General features: G+C 52.5%; 16 protein-coding genes. All 16 read left to right on the top strand.

Annotated elements, in window-relative coordinates:
• The first annotated feature begins 101 nt into the window (after nucleotides 1-101).
• Complete coding sequence (locus tag C173_RS35670; protein ID WP_036727243.1) at nucleotides 102-347, top strand: hypothetical protein; 246 nt, start codon at nucleotides 102-104, stop codon at nucleotides 345-347.
• On the top strand, nucleotides 295-1,140 hold the full coding sequence (locus C173_RS18520) for a biotin--[acetyl-CoA-carboxylase] ligase (RefSeq protein ID WP_155991554.1): 846 nt from the start codon (nucleotides 295-297) through the stop codon (nucleotides 1,138-1,140). The genes C173_RS35670 and C173_RS18520 overlap by 53 nt, the downstream gene beginning before the upstream one ends.
• A 977-nt stretch (nucleotides 1,141-2,117) precedes the next feature.
• Nucleotides 2,118-2,984, top strand: a complete 867-nt coding sequence (panB, locus tag C173_RS18515) for a 3-methyl-2-oxobutanoate hydroxymethyltransferase (protein WP_036727241.1) — start codon at nucleotides 2,118-2,120, stop codon at nucleotides 2,982-2,984.
• A gap of 1 nt (nucleotide 2,985) precedes the next feature.
• A complete protein-coding gene (panC, locus tag C173_RS18510; protein ID WP_036727240.1) occupies nucleotides 2,986-3,876 on the top strand; it encodes a pantoate--beta-alanine ligase in 891 nt (296 codons plus the stop codon).
• The gene (panD, locus tag C173_RS18505; RefSeq protein ID WP_036727238.1) at nucleotides 3,869-4,252 is read left to right on the top strand and encodes an aspartate 1-decarboxylase; all 384 of its coding nucleotides are present in this window, start codon (nucleotides 3,869-3,871) and stop codon (nucleotides 4,250-4,252) included. Before panC ends, panD begins: the two co-directional genes overlap by 8 nt.
• 138 nt (nucleotides 4,253-4,390) lie before the next feature.
• Complete coding sequence (locus tag C173_RS18500) at nucleotides 4,391-5,005, top strand: tetratricopeptide repeat protein (RefSeq protein ID WP_235191944.1); 615 nt, start codon at nucleotides 4,391-4,393, stop codon at nucleotides 5,003-5,005.
• A 115-nt stretch (nucleotides 5,006-5,120) separates the two neighbouring features.
• Nucleotides 5,121-7,982 (top strand): ATP-dependent DNA helicase DinG, encoded by a 2,862-nt coding sequence (dinG, locus tag C173_RS18495; protein WP_036727234.1) that lies wholly within the window; start codon nucleotides 5,121-5,123, stop codon nucleotides 7,980-7,982.
• Nucleotides 7,983-8,131: 149 nt separating this feature from the next.
• Nucleotides 8,132-8,782 (top strand): redox-sensing transcriptional repressor Rex, encoded by a 651-nt coding sequence (locus tag C173_RS18490; protein ID WP_036698060.1) that lies wholly within the window; start codon nucleotides 8,132-8,134, stop codon nucleotides 8,780-8,782.
• Nucleotides 8,772-10,073, top strand: coding sequence for an amidohydrolase (locus C173_RS18485; protein ID WP_036727231.1), 1,302 nt, complete (start codon nucleotides 8,772-8,774; stop codon nucleotides 10,071-10,073). The genes C173_RS18490 and C173_RS18485 overlap by 11 nt, the downstream gene beginning before the upstream one ends.
• A 29-nt stretch (nucleotides 10,074-10,102) precedes the next feature.
• Nucleotides 10,103-10,624, top strand: a complete 522-nt coding sequence (locus C173_RS18480) for a cell wall elongation regulator TseB-like domain-containing protein (RefSeq protein ID WP_036727229.1) — start codon at nucleotides 10,103-10,105, stop codon at nucleotides 10,622-10,624.
• Between the two features lie 300 nt (nucleotides 10,625-10,924).
• The gene (locus tag C173_RS18475; protein ID WP_036727228.1) at nucleotides 10,925-11,686 is read left to right on the top strand and encodes an aminoglycoside adenylyltransferase domain-containing protein; all 762 of its coding nucleotides are present in this window, start codon (nucleotides 10,925-10,927) and stop codon (nucleotides 11,684-11,686) included.
• Between the two features lie 225 nt (nucleotides 11,687-11,911).
• A complete protein-coding gene (locus C173_RS18470) occupies nucleotides 11,912-12,454 on the top strand; it encodes a hypothetical protein (protein WP_036727226.1) in 543 nt (180 codons plus the stop codon).
• Nucleotides 12,447-13,949: an AAA family ATPase gene (locus C173_RS18465; RefSeq protein WP_036727224.1), complete on the top strand. Its 1,503-nt coding sequence runs from the start codon at nucleotides 12,447-12,449 to the stop codon at nucleotides 13,947-13,949. The genes C173_RS18470 and C173_RS18465 overlap by 8 nt, the downstream gene beginning before the upstream one ends.
• A 132-nt stretch (nucleotides 13,950-14,081) precedes the next feature.
• On the top strand, nucleotides 14,082-14,954 hold the full coding sequence (locus C173_RS18460; protein ID WP_036727223.1) for a 3-hydroxyacyl-CoA dehydrogenase family protein: 873 nt from the start codon (nucleotides 14,082-14,084) through the stop codon (nucleotides 14,952-14,954).
• Nucleotides 14,951-16,159, top strand: a complete 1,209-nt coding sequence (locus C173_RS18455; RefSeq protein WP_036727221.1) for an acetate/propionate family kinase — start codon at nucleotides 14,951-14,953, stop codon at nucleotides 16,157-16,159. The genes C173_RS18460 and C173_RS18455 overlap by 4 nt, the downstream gene beginning before the upstream one ends.
• A gap of 21 nt (nucleotides 16,160-16,180) precedes the next feature.
• The gene (gene asnS / locus C173_RS18450; protein ID WP_036727219.1) at nucleotides 16,181-17,476 is read left to right on the top strand and encodes an asparagine--tRNA ligase; all 1,296 of its coding nucleotides are present in this window, start codon (nucleotides 16,181-16,183) and stop codon (nucleotides 17,474-17,476) included.

Below are 17,476 nucleotides of genomic sequence, written 5' to 3'. Positions count from 1 at the left end.
CCCCTGCCGCAGATGCTGGCGCCCCCGCCAGATCGGCAGGCGTCCCTGCCACGGCTCCAGTCGCACCCGCCAGATCGGCAGGCGTCCCTGACGCGCCTACAATGGCAAGCTCAATCCCCCCTGTAACCACCAGACTCCTGCGGTCCTGGACCGCAGAGATGCCGATCCGTACGCTCGCTGAGCTGGCGGTGAGCGGCCATGAGGTGACAGCGGCGCTGGAGAAGCGTCCCGGCCCGTGGCTGGGCGTATTGCTGAACCAGCTTCTTCTGGCTGTCGCGGCAGGTGACCTTGCCAATGACAACCAATTACTGCTGCAAGCAGCGCAAAGGATGGATAGAGATGAATAGCGGTCATGCGCAGCATTCCGGTGTGTTGAAGCGGGAGGCGTTCGTTCCCGGCTGGGCCAAAGACATTCAGCGGCTGGATACTGTCGGTTCCACACAGGAGGAAGCCAAACTACTCGCCGAGGGCGGCGCCCCGGAAGGAACAACGGTCATGGCCGAAGCGCAGACCGGCGGGCGCGGGCGGATGGGCCGTAAATGGCACTCCCCCCACGGCAAAGGAATCTGGATGAGCCTGGTGCTGCGTCCAGCTCTGCAGCTGGCCTTGACTCCGCAGCTGACGCTGCTCGCCGGAGTGGCTGTCTGCACAGCCATCCGTGAGGTTACCGGGGTGCCGGCCGGCATCAAGTGGCCGAATGACCTGCTGGCCGGCGGCCGCAAAATCTGCGGAATCCTGCTGGAATCCTCGCTTCGTGAAGGCGGGCTGCATTATTGCATCGCCGGTATCGGCATCGCTGCGAATTTGACGGAGGAAGACTACCCGGAGGAGCTGCGCGGGATCGGTACATCGCTGCTGATCGAAGGCGGGGGCATTCCTGTAGACCGCACAAGGCTTGCGGAAGCCGTGCTGGAGGAACTCGAATATTTGTATCATGTATATATGGAGCAAGGCTTCCATCCCGTGAAGGAGCTGTGGGAGTCCATGTCGGTGACACTGGGGCGTCAGGTATACGTGAATACTCCCCAAGGCCGCACCGAAGCCACTGCTGTCGGACTGAGCGATAACGGCGGGCTGCTGCTGCGTAACGAATCGGGTGAGGTAGTGAGCGTACTGTCCGGAGAAATTGAAATGATCTAGTAGACCATCAGAATTGAACAAGTGATTTCATTCCATAAAGGGATGAAGCTACGTTCGTAGCGAAAAAATAGGGATAAGTGTATTCTGTACAACTAAAAACAGTGGAACGGGTAGACTTCCTCTTCTAATTGTAGTCTGTACAACTAAATTTGCTCGGATTGGCGAAAATCCAGAAATAGAGGCATTTTAATTGCAGGAAATACAACTAAACAGAGATTCGGCAGCACATCCGGCGATTTAGTTGTACAAATTACAACTAAGACTACTCCGTGCACCTTAATCAGGGTGAGGTAAACCCTCAGCAAGCCATTAGTTAAAGTATTTCTCATACGTATAGATCTGATGAACTACTAGGTGGCTGGAACTGCCGCATTTTAGAGGATTTTAGAATGTTTAAACAGATAGGGAAAAGTGGCGGAGGGGAATTTTGGAGCTGTAGGAGCGGTAGCGTCCGCCTGAAAGCTTTCCGTAGGAAAGCTCGCATCGTAAGCATAAGCTAGTCACCGGATTTCTACCGCGAACAGCGGTTTAAATCAGGGAATCTGGGGACAACAGCGGCCGGAAGCCCAAAACTTCTCTGGAGTCACAACCATCACATTCTGAAATTATTTTGCAATTTATATAGTTCGAAAATTGTCAACAAGGCCGCTCCTCACGACCACGGGAGCGGCCATGTCATATTTTAAGGTGTTTATTTTTGTGTTTTTTTGGTATACTGTCCTCATGAGGCGGCATCGCATGGCGAGCTGTACTCACGCAATTGTATCTTTAATAGGACACCTATTTACCGGATGTACCTTCATAACTGGATGTAACGGTTACGTTGGATTCTGCTCTGAGCCGTAAGGACCGAGACAGAAGGGACGATCGCGAGTGACTCTTTTTTGCCCTTCGGACCTTTTTAGCGGACCATGCTAAAGGGTTTTTTTGTTTGCGCGGATACCGCGTATTTTATGGAAAAGGGGAATGAGAGCGACATGGCAGACAAACACGCACTGAATATTGTCAAAATGAAAAAAATGAAAACGGACGGGGTGCCCCTGAGCATGCTGACCGCTTATGACTACCCTTCAGCCCTGCTGGCGGAAGAAGCCGGAATCGACCTGATTCTGGTCGGTGATTCGCTGGGAAATGTCGTGCTTGGTTATGACACCACGCTGCCGGTTACCATAGAGGATATGGTCTACCATACCCGGTCGGTGAAGCGCGGCGCGCCTAATACTTTTATAGTGGCTGATATGCCGTTCATGACCTACCACGGAAGTGTGGATGAGACCTTGCGCGGTGTGCGCAGACTGATGCAGGAAGGCCAGGCCCATGCGGTCAAAATGGAAGGCGGCCTTGAGATCTGCTCCGCAGTGTCGGCTGTAGTAGCAGCCGGAGTTCCGGTGCTCGGCCATATCGGCCTGACCCCGCAGTCGGTCAATATGATTGGCGGCTACCGGATTCAGGGGAAGGATGCCAAGGATGCGCAGCGGCTGATGGACGAAGCGAAGGCACTGGAAGCAGCCGGGGCATTCGGCATTGTACTGGAGCTGGTCACGGAGGAAGTGGCAGAAGCCATCTCCAAGGCTGTCAGCATACCGACCATCGGCATCGGTGCCGGGCGTTACTGTGACGGACAGGTTCTGGTTTTCCATGATGTCCTGCGGTATGCCTCACCTTACCGGGAGAAAAAGTTCGTTAAAACCTACGCCGATGTAGGCACTCTAATTCGTGAAGGCATCACCAGCTACGTTCAGGAAGTGAAGGACCGCTCGTTCCCTGCGGAAGAGCATGTGTTTCGCGCGGACGAGACTGTCCTGGAATCTTTATACGGCAATGCCGGCAAAGGAGTGAAATAAAATGAGAGTGATCCGAACGATTGCTGAACTGCGCGAAGCGCTCGAATATATGCGTCAAGGGGGCCATGGCCCTGTTGGTTTTGTGCCTACCATGGGATATTTGCATGAAGGACATGCCAGTCTGCTGCGTAAGGCAGGGGAGAAGAGCGGCACAGTGGTGATGAGTATTTTTGTCAATCCGCTGCAATTTGGCCCGAATGAGGATTTTGCTTCCTATCCGCGGGATGAGCAGCGTGATCTGGCGCTGGCTGAACGTGAAGGTGCGGACCTGGTGTTCATCCCAAGTGTAGAAGAGATGTATCCGCAGCCGATCCGTACAGGCGTATCGGTCTCCTCGCTTACGTCGCAGCTCTGCGGCGCTTCGCGTCCGGGACATTTTGACGGAGTAACTACTGTGGTCAGCAAGCTGTTTCATATCGTGCAGCCGGATTACGCCTTCTTCGGACTGAAGGATGCCCAACAGGTAGCGGTTCTCCGCCGGATGGTGTCTGACCTTAACATGAACGTGGACATTATCGCCTGTCCTATTGTGCGCGAGGAAGACGGGCTGGCGCTTAGCTCCCGCAATGTCTATCTGAGCAGCGAGGAGCGCAGACAGGCGCTGGTATTGTCTCGTTCCCTGCGCGAGGTGCGCCAGGCTATGGAAGAGGGCAGTATTCGTACGGTAGATGAAGCACGGGCCCTGCTGGTCTCGGTCATTTCTGAATCGCCGCTTGCGGTCATTGATTATGCGGAGATTCTAACCTTCCCTGATCTGGAAGAGCTGGAAGGCGGCAGCAGGCTGACGGATACGGGCGGAGAGGTTATAATGGCTCTGGCTGTGAAGTTCGGCAGAACCCGTCTGATTGATAATAATGTATTTATTCCTAAGGAGGCACACGCTCTTGTTTAGACATATGATGAAATCCAAAATTCACCGGGCAACGGTCACTGAAGCCAATCTCAATTATGTGGGCAGCATTACCATTGATGAAGATCTGATGGAAGCCGCAGACCTGCTGGAGAACGAGAAGGTGCAGATCGTGGACAATAATAACGGTTCCCGTCTGGAGACCTATGTCATTCCAGGTCCGCGCGGCAGTGGCGTCATTTGTCTGAACGGGGCAGCGGCGCGTCTGGTACAGCCTGGCGATACAGTGATTATTATATCCTACGCTGTCATGTCCTCCGAGGAGCTGGCGGCACACAAGCCGACTGTAGTGTTCGTTGATGCGGGCAACAAGCCGGTGAAGCTGGCGGATCATGAGATTCATGCGACGATTGCCTGAATTCTGAGCTTTGAGCCATGTAATCAATGGCAGGGATGAAGACCCCTGTACTTGCTGATAATGAAGTAAGGCAAGCTTAAGCTGACTTCATTATCAGTAAGGGTGGGATGTCCGGTGTTTCAACATTTATTTGCTGAGATGAACAAGATGCTCCAGGAGATCAAAGCCGACTATCCTACTGCGGAGGGTGCCCGCCGAAGCGATCTTTTATCCAAGTATAATATGCTCCACCGCATCAGTGATAATGTAATGGACGAGTGGCTGGTCTTCGCCGAGAAGCTGAGCGAGTTCCGGGAACAGGCGGATTTTCAGGTTCAGCCGGAGGAGCTGCCGGAAGAGGAGGCACCTGAGCTTGGGATGGATGCTTTTGTCAGGGGCCAGGGCTATTATAAGCTGCTGATGTACCGTAAGTGCATTGAACAGTTCAGGGAGGTTACGGCACAGTATCCGGACAGCCTCGCTGCCCGCCTGTATCTGGCCATGGCTTATCTGCAGGAGGGAGAAGGCGATACCGCCTGGGGACATCTGAATCACATGCTGGGCCTGATCCGTGAGGTGAAGCTGAAGGCGATGATCTATAATGCGCTGGGCTGTATCCGGGCTTCCCAGGAACGCTTCAATGAAGCCAGTGAGCTGTTCAGCCTGTCGCTGCTGCATGATCCTGATCTGCCGGAGCCGAACGTGAATCTGGAGGTGTGCCGCAGACGGGGCGGGAAGCTGGAGTTTGGCCATCAGCTGGTTTCGCTTTTATAATTTATCCTCGGTTTCTTTAGGCGATGCGCCCCACTTCCCGGGGTGTGCATCGCCTTTTTTCGTAACTTCTGTTATGCTGATAAAGAGTCTCAAGTGAAAGGGAATAGAACTTATAATGAAATTTGCCGTGCTTGATTTTGAAACTACGGGAACCCAATCTGTGGGAGAGATCATCCAGGTTGGCCTTGCCATTATAGAAGAAGACGGGACGATCTCCCGGGTGTATGGTTCCTATGTCAAGCCCGGAGCGCCAATTCCTCCTTTTATTACGGGCCTGACCGGAATTACAGACAGCGATGTACAGGATGCGCCTGAGCTCGATGAGATGATGATGGAGCTGGTACCGCTGCTGGATGATGTAGTCCTCGTCGGACACAATGTCGCGTTTGATTTTCATTTTTTGCAGAATGCGCTGGACCGCTGCGGCTACCTGCCGTTTCAGGGGCGGATTCTGGATACGATCGATTTTCTCAAAATATGCTTTCCTTCGCTGAGCACCTATCAGCTTGGCGCGGTAAGCAGCCACTTCGGCATTACGCATGACCGTCCCCATCAGGCGGACAGTGATGCGCTTGCCACGGCTATTGTGCTGCTCAAATGTCTGGAAGAGCTGCAGAGTCTGCCGCTGCTGACGATTCAGCGGCTGAATGAGCTGTTCGCGGACGAAGACAGTGATCTGGCCTGGTATTTCGACGGGCTGCTGCGGGAGCGGGAGATGGAGACCTTTCAGCCGGAAGGTGAGCTGAGCTTCTACCGCCAGCTTGCGCTGGCTGTGGGGGACTGGGCAGAGCTGGCTACGCCACGGGAGGATGGAAGCGTCAATCCGCTGGAGAATATTACCTTTGAAGAATATATGGATGAGGTAACCAAGCGGCTGAAGGCTGTTCTTCCCCAGTATGAGAGCCGAGAAGCCCAGGAGCTGATGATCCATGAGGTCATTACAGCGCTTGAGCAGGACAAGCATCTGCTGATTGAAGCGGGAACAGGCACCGGCAAATCGCTGGGTTATCTGCTTCCGGCCATCTACCATAGTGTGAAAAGCGATCAGAAGGTGATGGTCAGCACGCATACCATTAACCTTCAGGACCAGCTGCGGGAGCGGGATATTCCGCTCTTAACCAGCGTTGTGCCGTTCCCGTTCAAGGCCTCCATCTTTAAGGGAAGAGGGCACTATTTGTGTCTGCGCAAGTTCGAACATAGAATGAACAAAAAGGACTTTACGAGTCCAAGGGAAGAAGCGCTCACCGCTGCGCAAATGCTCGTTTGGCTGACTCAGACGACGACCGGCGATGATGAGGAGCTTAACTTAAGCGGACGGGGCGGCGATTTCTGGGAGACTGTAGCCAGTGATACTGACTCCTGCCTGGGACGCGCCTGTCCCTGGTTCCGCAAATGCTATTACCACCGGGCCAAGCATGAAGCCGGGATCTCCGATGTGGTAGTCACCAATCACTCCAAGCTGTTCGCAGATGTCAAAGCCGGGCATCAGCTTCTTCCGGCGTACGACCATCTTGTGATTGATGAAGCCCATCATCTGGAGGATATTGCCGGCAAGCATCTTGGCATGCAGATGAAATATTTCACATTCGCCCATACCCTCACCCGACTCTATAAAGATAGCCGGAGCGGGCAGCTGCCTGCCCTCCGTCAGAGTCTGCAGTCTTCGGGCAGTGAGCAGGCTTCCGAATGGAGCGGCGTGATCGACCGGATCTATCCCGATCTGCTGACGGTGAAGGAGTCCTGGGATGCGCTCAGCGACCGGCTCTTCAGCCTGCTGCCTGAGCGCAGCGATGCCGGGGCCGGTGAAGCAGGCCAGCTGGTGGCACGCCTGCAGCCGGGCAAGAAGCCGAAGGATTGGGAGGAGCTGGCTGCCCTTGAGAATACACTGAACCTCAGTCTGAGCGATATCATCCGCAAGGGCGACAAAATGCTCAGTGAGATGCGTGACACGGACAGCCAATCCTCCTCAGACAGTCTTGTGACCGATATCGGCGGGTTATTCAAGGATCTGGCATCCATTAGAGAGCAGATCCGCTTCTTCATGAGTCTGAACGATGAGAATATCGTGTATTGGCTGGAGGGAAGCGGTAATTATAAGGGCAAGTCGCTGCAAATGTATGCTGTTCCTGTAGATGTCAGCACCCAGCTCAGGGAGCTGTTCTTCGATAAGAAGAAGAGCATTATCCTGACCTCGGCCACCTTATCCGTGGATAAATCCTTCCAGTTCATGATTGATAACCTGGGTCTTGGCGAGGCTGCAGAGCAGCGGCGTCTGATGACTGCACTGCTTCCGTCGCCATTCAAGTATCGTGAGCAGGCTCTCCTGGTCATTCCGCGGGACTTCCCGAGCGTCAAGGGGAGTATTGGGGATGCCCGCTTTGTGGACACCCTCGTGCACTCCCTTGCTGAGACAGCTGTAACAACACGGGGGCGGATGCTGGTGCTGTTCACCTCCTACAAGATGCTGCGCCAGGTGTATGAACCGCTGAAGGAGGCACTTGCCTCACAGGATATCGCGGTACTCGGACAAGGTGTGGAAGGCGGCAGCCGGAGCAAGCTGATCCGCCGCTTCCAGGACAGCCCGGCTTCGGTCTTGCTGGGTACCAGCAGCTTCTGGGAAGGGGTGGATATCCCGGGAGAAGCATTGACCTGCCTGGCGATTGTCAGACTGCCGTTCCAGCCGCCGAATCACCCGCTGGCAGAAGCGAAGTCAGAGCTGCTTCAGGCACAGAAGAAGAATCCGTTCATGAAGCTGTCCGTGCCGCAGGCTGTCATCCGCTTCAAGCAGGGCTTCGGGCGGCTGGTCCGCACGGCGCAGGACCGGGGCATCGTAATTGTGTACGATACCAGAGTGATTGAATCGCATTACGGAAAGTACTTTCTGTACTCGCTCCCCGGTCCCAAGATGGAGCATATGCTCACCGAGCAGATGGTCCCGAGAATTGCCGAATGGCTGGATGACGGCGGGGTTTCCTAATTCATCTGCTATTGCTATTATTAATAAGTCATGATTATCCTGAAGATCCGTTCCCGCCTGTCCTGCCACTCCGGCAGGCGGCGGGGCACGGTTGCTATAATTGTACGGAATGAAGTGTAGGCTAACAAAACTTTTAAGGAGGAGAATACATGAAATCGGATAAAATATCGGAGGCCGTCGTGCGCAGGCTGCCAGTGTACCTGCGTTTCCTGAACGATCTCCAAAAACGTGAAATCTCCACAGTCTCTTCTCAGGAGCTGGGCCAGAAGCTTGACCTAAATCCCGCCCAGATCCGTAAGGATTTGGCTTATTTCGGTGATTTTGGCAGAAAAGGCATCGGCTATGATGTATCTTATCTGATTGAGAAGATCCGCCATATCCTGAAGCTTGACCAGCAAATTAATGTTGCACTGGTTGGAGCCGGTAACCTCGGTCATGCCTTGTCTAACTACAACGCTTACTTGAAGGATACGATGAAGATTACTGCAATCTTCGATGCCTACCCGCCGAAGGTGGGCCAGCAGATCAACTCGCTGGTTGTGCAGCCGATGGAGGAGCTAAGCAGTACCATCCGCTCGCAGGGCATCCGGATCGGGATTATTACCGTGCCTGACAGCGAAGCCCAGAACGTAGCTGATATTCTTGTGGATTCCGGTATCGAAGCGATTCTGAACTTCGCACCGGTTATTCTCAAGACGCCTGCCAATATCCGGATTCATGCCGCAGATTTCACCACAGATCTGCAGAGCTTGGCCTATTATTTGCATGATGGAAAGGATGAGGCTGAAGATGAGCAGTAAAATCACGATAATCAAGAACGGGCACTTTCTGGTTCCGGGCAGTGACAAGCCGGTTCTGAGCGGGTATATGACCCTGGAGAATGATCTGATTACTTACATAGGTGAAGCTGAGCCGGTAGTGGAGGATGGCGCTCAGGTCGTAGACGGCAGCCGTCTGCTGTTCATGCCGGGTCTGGTCAATACCCATGGGCATACGGCCATGTCACTGCTGCGCGGATACGGCGACGATATGGTGCTTCAGACTTGGCTGCAGGAGAAGATGTGGCCGATGGAAGAGAAATTCACTGGTGATGATGTATATTGGGGAACCTCGTTGTCCGTGCTGGAGATGCTGAAGGGCGGCACAACCACCTTCCTCGATATGTATGATCATATGGACCGGGTAGCGGAAGTGACCGAGCAGTCCGGTATTCGTGCTGTGCTGATGCGCGGCGTAATTGGGCTGTGCCCGGAAGAGGTACAGCAATCGAAGCTCGCTGAGGCGATTGCTTTTGCCCGTAACTGGCACGGCAAGGCTGACGGCAGAATTACGACCATGCTCTCACCGCACGCCCCGTACACCTGTCCTCCAGAGTTTTTCATGAAGTTTGTGCAGGCTGCCCATGATCTGGACTTGCCAATGCACACCCATATGTCCGAGACGCGCCATGAAGTGGAGCAGAACGTGGCCGACTACGGACTGCGTCCGGTCGCACATCTGGAGAAGCTCGGGATGTTCACCCGTCCTTCGCTCATTGCCCACGGGGTTCATCTGAATGATGAAGAGATTGGGATTCTGGCCCGCTATAACGTTGGCGTGTCGCATAACCCCGGCAGTAACCTTAAGCTGGCCAGCGGGGTTGCGCGTGTTCCTGAGCTGCTGCGAGCCGGGGTTAAGGTTTCCCTGGGTACAGACGGAGCGGCAAGTAACAATAATCTGGATATGTTCGAAGAGATGAGGCTGGCGGCTCTGATCCACAAGGGTGTAAGCGGTGATCCTACAGCGGTACCGGCTCCTGAAGCGCTGCTGATGGCGACGGAGTATGGGGCGCAGTCTATTTTCCTAAGCGGGGTAGGCAGGCTTGCCGCAGGGATGAAGGCCGACTTTATTGCACTTGATATTGATCAGCCGCATCTGCTGCCGCATACCGATCTGCTCTCCCATGCCGTATATTCGGCAAGTGCCAAGGATGTGGAGCATGTATGGGTGAACGGCCAGCAGGTTGTGAAGCATGGACAATGCCTGACACTTGATGAAGAAGCCATCCGCCGCAAAGCACAGGAGACGTTCGAGAGCCTGCTTAAACGGTAATTCAGGGGAACGGGAAAGGAAGCAGCGTGGTGAAGAAGAAGAGGAGAAAATGGATCTGGCTGGGGATTACCGTGGTGCTGCTCCTTCTGTTCGGACTAAGCCAGTTCTATGCCTACATTATGAAGGACCAGTGGAACGAGCGGAGTGAGGCCAAGGAGCTGGCCCGGGCGCGTGCCGGACTAACAGAGGTAACCAAGGCCCAGAAATCTATCTGGAATGAGAATGAGATCTACTGGGTGCTGACCGGTAAAAATGAAGCAGGGACCGAACTGATGGTGTGGGTCCGTTTCACCTTGGAGGGCAAGCCTGCCGGAGGCGACAACGACCTGTATGCTGAGGAACTGAGCAATGGCACCTCAGAAGAGAAAATGCGCGGAATCATAGCCGCCCAGCTGCCGGACATTACGATCGAACGGCTGCTGCCCGGTGTATACAACGGGGAATATGCCTGGCAGCTATTTTACAAAAAAGACGGGCGATTCTATTATAATTTTTACCGCTTCAAGGATGGCAGCGCCATCGGTGAGGGGTACAGTCTGCCGAACCGCTAGCGTCACTTTAAGCGGCCGGGCGTTCAGGCTTGAACTATATTTAGAAGCGGGAGATACAGTGATACTGTACTCCCGCTTTTTTGGCGTGTTATATACGAGTAGAGTATAGGCTAGGCTGTTTATGGATTTGAGAGGCGTGGATCTGTGGCTTACTTAATAAAGGGAGGCATTGATCGGAGCTGCTCCCTACTGCTCTGTTGTCAATGTGTACATACACCAGTATATACAGATTGCAGTACCATTCATGTACATGAACTCTCCAATGCTAGGCTAAATCTTAAGACAGAAGGAAGAGATGATATGGAAGTTTTAGCATATTTGGATCAGGCGGTTGATTTGTTTAAGGAAGAGCTGGGGGATAATCTATCGGGGATTTATCTGCACGGCTCCCTGGCCATGGGCTGTTTTCAACCGGATTCAAGCGATATTGATCTGCTGATCGTCATACAGGATAAGCTGCCCGCAGAGGTTAGTCATAGGCTTGCCAGTCGTATTGTAGCTTATCACGACAGTCTGCCGAATAAGCGCGGAATTGAACTGTCTATCGTCCTGAAGACATACCTGCACAACTATGTGTATCCTACGCCATTTGAATTTCACTTTTCAGAAGCTCATTTAGAGCGGTATAGAACCGATGAGAATTATCTGTGCGGCGGCTTTGAGGATGCTGATCTGGCGGCGCATTTTGCAGTAGTCTACGATCGCGGGTTTATCTTATACGGGGAACCGATCCGTGAGGCCTTTGCGCCGGTAGACCGGGGATATTATCTGGATTCCATCGTCCGGGATGTGGAAGATGCGCCGCAGAAAATTGAGAATGCTCCAGTCTATTACACACTGAATCTATGCAGGGTGCTCTATTATGTGCAGGAAGGTCATGTCTCTTCCAAGAAGGAAGGCGGTGAGTGGGGGCTGCAGCATTTACCGGAACGCTATCACGGGCTGCTGAGACGGTGTCTGAAGGAATATAGCGGTGCGGCAGTCGCCGAAGGCTATGAACCGCGCGAATTAACTGATTTTGCGGAATTTATGATGGCTGAAATCAAGCGGACTCCAAACTGAAGATTGACCGGGTAAAAATGATAAGCGCATGAAACATCCAGAAATTAGTATCAAAAATTTTAAATATATTCACAACTTTATGTAAAATCGTATATACACCTATGATATACTACTACTTGTACTAAGACATGCTTAAGAGCATGTCCGTCTCGGATGGGCGCTAGACACGCTGGCTGGTCTTTATTATAGAGTTGTGCTCGGTCATTATTGAGAGGAGGACGTTTCTTGAAACTTCGTCTTGTGCCTGTACTGCTAACGTCTCTGCTGTCTGCTGCATTATTGTTTGGTGGCTGGTATTCCTACCGTACATTCGCGGTGCAGGAGCCGCTGCAGAAGCTGGTATCATCCTACGAGGGAGTGAAGGATTCCCATATTACTATTAAACGCAATGAGGTCACTTTGAAACTGGATTTGCAGCCGGGCACGAAATTACGTGAACTGGTGCAGTATGTATCAAGAGAAGGCAGCACTGCTATTGACGGACGGACCCTGAAGCTGGATGTGGAACAGAAGCCGAGTGAACTGCTGGATGAGTATTGGGATAAAGCGATGTTCTCTGTAGCAGAAGCGATGGAGAGCCGGAAGTATACATTGATACCAGCCAAGCTGGACGGATTGAAGGAGCAGGAGAGCAAGTACAGCGGGGTTACAGCTACCACAGAGATTGACGACAATAATGTATATGTAAGCCTGAGCAACGGCACAGAGAGCAAATTTATCATTCTGCCACGTGCAGCAGCCAAGATGGGAGTGTGGAACAATGCCTAAGTACTGGAAAGAGGTTGTAGCCGGATTCGTTCCGGTCATGCTGATTTTTATGGCTTTTGTGGGGATCAATATCTTCCCTGTAATCATAGCGCTGGGCATGGTTGCCGCGCTCCTGTTCATTGCTCATGCCCGCGGCGGTCTGACGGTTAATGCAGGTGCAGATAAGAAGCGCAAGAAGAACGGCCCTTCCAAGCTGACCTTTGAAGAGATCGGCGGACAGGACAATGCCAAGCAGGAGCTGCGTGAAGCGCTGGACTTCCTGATCCGGCATGAAGAAATCAGCAAGTTCGGGATTCGCCCGCTCAAGGGAATTCTGCTTACAGGTCCTCCGGGAACAGGAAAGACGCTGATGGCTAAGGCTGCGGCACATTATACGGGCTCCGTGTTTGTAGCTGCCTCGGGTAGTGAATTCGTTGAGATGTATGTCGGTGTGGGTGCGGGACGCGTACGCGATTTGTTCAAGGATGCCCGCACACGCGCACTCAAGGAGAATAAGCAAAGCGCCATTATTTTCATTGATGAAATCGACGTCATCGGCGGGAAGCGCGAAGGCGGACAACAGCGTGAATATGATCAGACCCTCAATCAGCTGCTGACAGAGATGGACGGGATTTATAACAACGATACCCCGCGCATCCTGCTGGTAGCCGCAACGAACCGCAAGGAGATGCTTGATTCTGCGCTGCTGCGCCCGGGGCGTTTTGACCGCCATATTCAGGTCGATATGCCTGACAAGAAGGGCCGCAAGTCGATTCTCGACCTGCATGCCAAGAACAAGCCGCTGCATGATACCGTGGATCTGGATAAAATCGCCGAAGAAGCTTACGGCTTCTCGGGTGCGCAGCTGGAGAGCGTGATGAACGAAGCCGCGATCTACATGATGCGCGAGAATCTGACTCTGGTAGAGCAGCGTCATCTGTCGATGGCGATCGACAAGGTCATGATGGGTGAAAAGACCGACCGTGAGACCAACCATGAAGAGAAGAAGCGGGTAGCGATCCATGAGCTTGGACATGCTATTATGGCTGAGCTGCTGCGCCCCGGAAGCGTTAGCCAGGTAACACTGACCCCGCGCGGTCAGGCTCTAGGGTATGTCCGGCATAATCCGCAGACCGAGCAGTATCTGTACACGAAGGATTACCTGGAGAACCAGATCATGATTGCTCTTGGAGGAGCGGCTGCCGAAGAGATGTATTACGGGGGACGCAGTACCGGTTCCCGTGGAGACTTCGATCAGGCACTGAATATCGTGGAGACCATGATGAAGTCAGGGCTCACTTCGCTGGGTATTGCGAATCTGCAAATGGTTACCACCGAAGAATTAATGAAGGAAAACAGTAAAATACTGGATGATCTTATGATCCGCACAAATGACCTGCTGGACAAGCAGAGAAATATATTTGATTACTCCCTTGACATTTTAATGAAGGAAGAAGTCCTCTCCGGAGAGCAATTTCGTTGTCAATTTCGTGACAGTGTCCTTTTACCGGCATAATTCTTTATGCCGGTTATTTTTTTTTACTTTTCAGACATGCTAAGATATCATTATATGTCGGGCTACTTATTTTTTTCGACAGACAAGGTACAATACAGAAGTATAGATACCTGAAAGGATGGAGACTTTTACATGAATTTTAAGAAGATCGGTGTCATCGGCGGAGGCACAATGGGACAAGGGATTGCTGAAATGCTGGCAGCCAAAGGCCTGGATGTCATGCTGGTGGAAAAAACTGCAGAACGGCTGAACTACTCCTACGAAATGATCGAGACCAGTCTCGACAAGCAGCTGGAGAAATGGGCGATTACCCAGGCGGAGAAGAAGCTCATCCTGGCCCGTATCCAGAAGGTTACACACTTCGCTGAACTGAGCTCCTGCGATATGGTCATTGAGACCATCGTTGAAGATCTGGAGGCCAAGCAAAAGGTATTCAATCAGCTCGATCAGGTGTGTCCGAGCCACATTATTCTTGCCAGCAATACGTCAACGCTTAGCTTGACTGAGCTTGCAAGCTCTACAATGTATCCGGAACGCGTTATCGGCATGCATTTCATACACCCTGTAGGTAAGGTTGATCTGGTTGAAATCGTGCGCGGTCTGAAAACCTCGGACAGCACATTTGAAGATACTAAAGCCTTTGTCGATGAGATTGTTGAGAAAAAAGGCGTTATGATCTACGAATCCCCCGGATTTGTATCTTCACGCCTCATTTGCCTGTTCATCAACGAAGCTATGCATGTCCTGCAGGAAGGTGTCGCTTCTCCCGAAGATATTGACGACGCTATGCGCATCGGCTACCAGTTCCAGAACGGGCCGCTTGAAATGGCAGACCGCTTCGGTCTGGATTCCGTTCTTGCCGCGCTTGAGAACATGTTCCGTGAATACGGCGAACTCAAGTACCGTCCATCGACCATTCTCAAGAAGATGGTGCGTGCAGGACAACTGGGTGCGAAATCGGGCGAAGGCTTCTTCAAGTATGACAAGGATGGTGACCGTGTATGAATATCTTAGTAATTAACTCCGGCAGTTCCTCATTGAAATATCAGCTGTACAACATGACCGATGAATCTGTGCTCGCCAAGGGTCTGGTAGAACGTATCGGGATGGATTCCTCTATTCTGAACCACAAGCCAACCGGCAAACAGGAAGTAACTGAAGTCAGCGAAATTCTGGAACACAATACAGCGATCCGTAAAGTGCTTGCTTGTCTGACCGACAAGGAACATGGGGTTATTGGCTCTACTGACGAGATCAATGCTGTGGGACACCGTGTAGTACACGGGGGGGAATTCTTCAAGGCTTCCGCTCTTGTGGATGCAGATGCGAAGACGAAGATCCGCCAGCTGTTCGACCTTGCGCCGCTGCATAATCCTGCTGCGATGATGGGGATTACCGCGTCTGAAATTAATATGCCGGGTGTGCCGCAGGTTGTGGTATTTGACACTGCTTTCCACCAGACCATGCCTGAAAGTTCTTATATGTATGCCATTCCTAGAGTGCTGTACAACAAATACAAAGTCCGCCGCTATGGTGCGCATGGTACTTCGCATGATTTCGTCAGCAAAGCTGCTGCTGAGTATCTGGACCGTCCGCTTGGCGACCTCAAAATTATCACCTGTCATATCGGTAACGGTGCCAGCGTAACTGCAGTTAACGGCGGCATTTCTGTTGACACTTCGATGGGGATGACTCCGCTGGAAGGTCTGATGATGGGTACACGCAGTGGTGACCTTGACCCGGCTATTGTTCCTTATGTAATGAATAAGGAAGAACTGTCTGTCGGTGAAGTGAACTCCATGCTGAACAAGCACAGCGGACTTCTGGCAATCTCTGGCGTGAGCAGTGACATGCGTGATATTATTGACGGTGCGGAGAAAGGCGAGCCTAACTCAACGCTTGCTTTTGAAATGTACGAGTACCGTTTGCGTAAATATATCGGTTCTTACGCAGCTGCCATGAACGGTGTAGACGTAATCGTGTTTACAGCCGGTGTGGGCGAGAATGCTTCCCTCCTGCGTGAAAAAGTACTGAACAATCTTACGTTCCTCGGAATTGAACTGGATGCAGAAGCCAACAAGGTTCGCTCCGGCGATCCGCGCCGCATCTCTACGGCTGATTCCAAGGTTCAGGTGCTTGTGGTTCCGACAAACGAAGAGCTTGTCATTGCACGTGATACGTACAGTATTGTGCAAGGAATTAACGGCTAAATTAGAGGAGAGATCTTAGGCATGGCTAATAAGAGTGTAATCAAGAACGTGAATGAGCATGTTGGAGAGAGTGTTGTCATCGGATGTTGGGTTAACAACAAGCGCTCCAGTGGTAAAATTCAGTTCCTGCAGCTTCGCGACGGTACCGGTTATATCCAGGGGGTTGTGGTGAAATCAGAGGTCCCTGAGCAGGTCTGGGATGATGCCAAGAGCCTGACTCAGGAAAGCTCGCTGTACGTGACCGGAATTATCCGCGAGGAGCCCCGCAGCCAGTCAGGCTTTGAAATGACGGTTACAGGAATCGAAGTCTTGCATATTACCGAGAATTACCCGATTACTCCCAAGGAGCATGGCGTCGATTTCCTGATGGATCACCGTCATCTCTGGCTGCGTTCCTCCAAGCAGCGGGCGGTAATGGTCATTCGTGCGGAGATTATCCGCGCGGTTCAGCAGTTCTTCAATGAGCGCGGCTTCACGAAGGTGGACCCGCCGATTCTGACCCCAACGTCAGCAGAAGGCACGACCAACCTGTTCCACACCAAGTATTTTGATGAAGACGCCTATCTGACCCAAAGCGGGCAGCTGTATATGGAAGCCGCAGCCATGGCGCTGGGACGCGTCTATTCGTTCGGCCCTACCTTCCGTGCAGAGAAATCCAAGACCCGCCGCCACCTGATCGAGTTCTGGATGATTGAGCCGGAAATGGCCTTCACCGATCATGAAGAGAGCTTATGCGTGCAGGAGGATTTCATCAGCTTTGTCGTGCAGTCCGTGCTTACGAATTGCCGCGCCGAGCTGGAAGCAGTGGGCCGCGATGTCTCGAAGCTTGAGAACATCAAAGCACCATTCCCGCGTATCAGCTATGACGATGCGATTAAGTTCCTGAATGAAAAGGGCTATGAAATTGCCTGGGGCGATGATTTCGGGGCTCCTCATGAGACGGCGATTGCCGAGATGAGCGACAGACCGGTATTCATTACCCACTATCCGGCTTCCTTCAAGGCTTTCTATATGAAGCCGCATCCTGATCGTCCGGAAGTGGTGCTGTGTGCGGATATGATCGCTCCTGAAGGCTACGGGGAGATCATCGGCGGATCACAGCGTATTGATGATCCGGCGCTGCTGGAAGCCCGCTTCAAGGAACATAACCTGTCGATGGACACCTACAAATGGTACATGGATCTGCGCACCTACGGCACGGTTCCACACTCCGGCTTCGGTCTGGGGCTGGAGCGTACAGTAGCCTGGATCTGCGGTCTGGACCATGTTCGTGAGACGATTGCCTTCCCTCGTACACTGTACCGTCTTTACCCTTAA

The sequence above is a fragment of the Paenibacillus sp. FSL R7-277 genome, assembly GCF_000517965.1.
GTDB classification, from domain to species: Bacteria; Bacillota; Bacilli; order Paenibacillales; family Paenibacillaceae; genus Paenibacillus_AQ; species Paenibacillus_AQ silagei.
The sequence above is the reverse complement of the archived record's forward strand: the minus strand, read 5'-3'. Positions and strand labels throughout refer to the sequence as shown.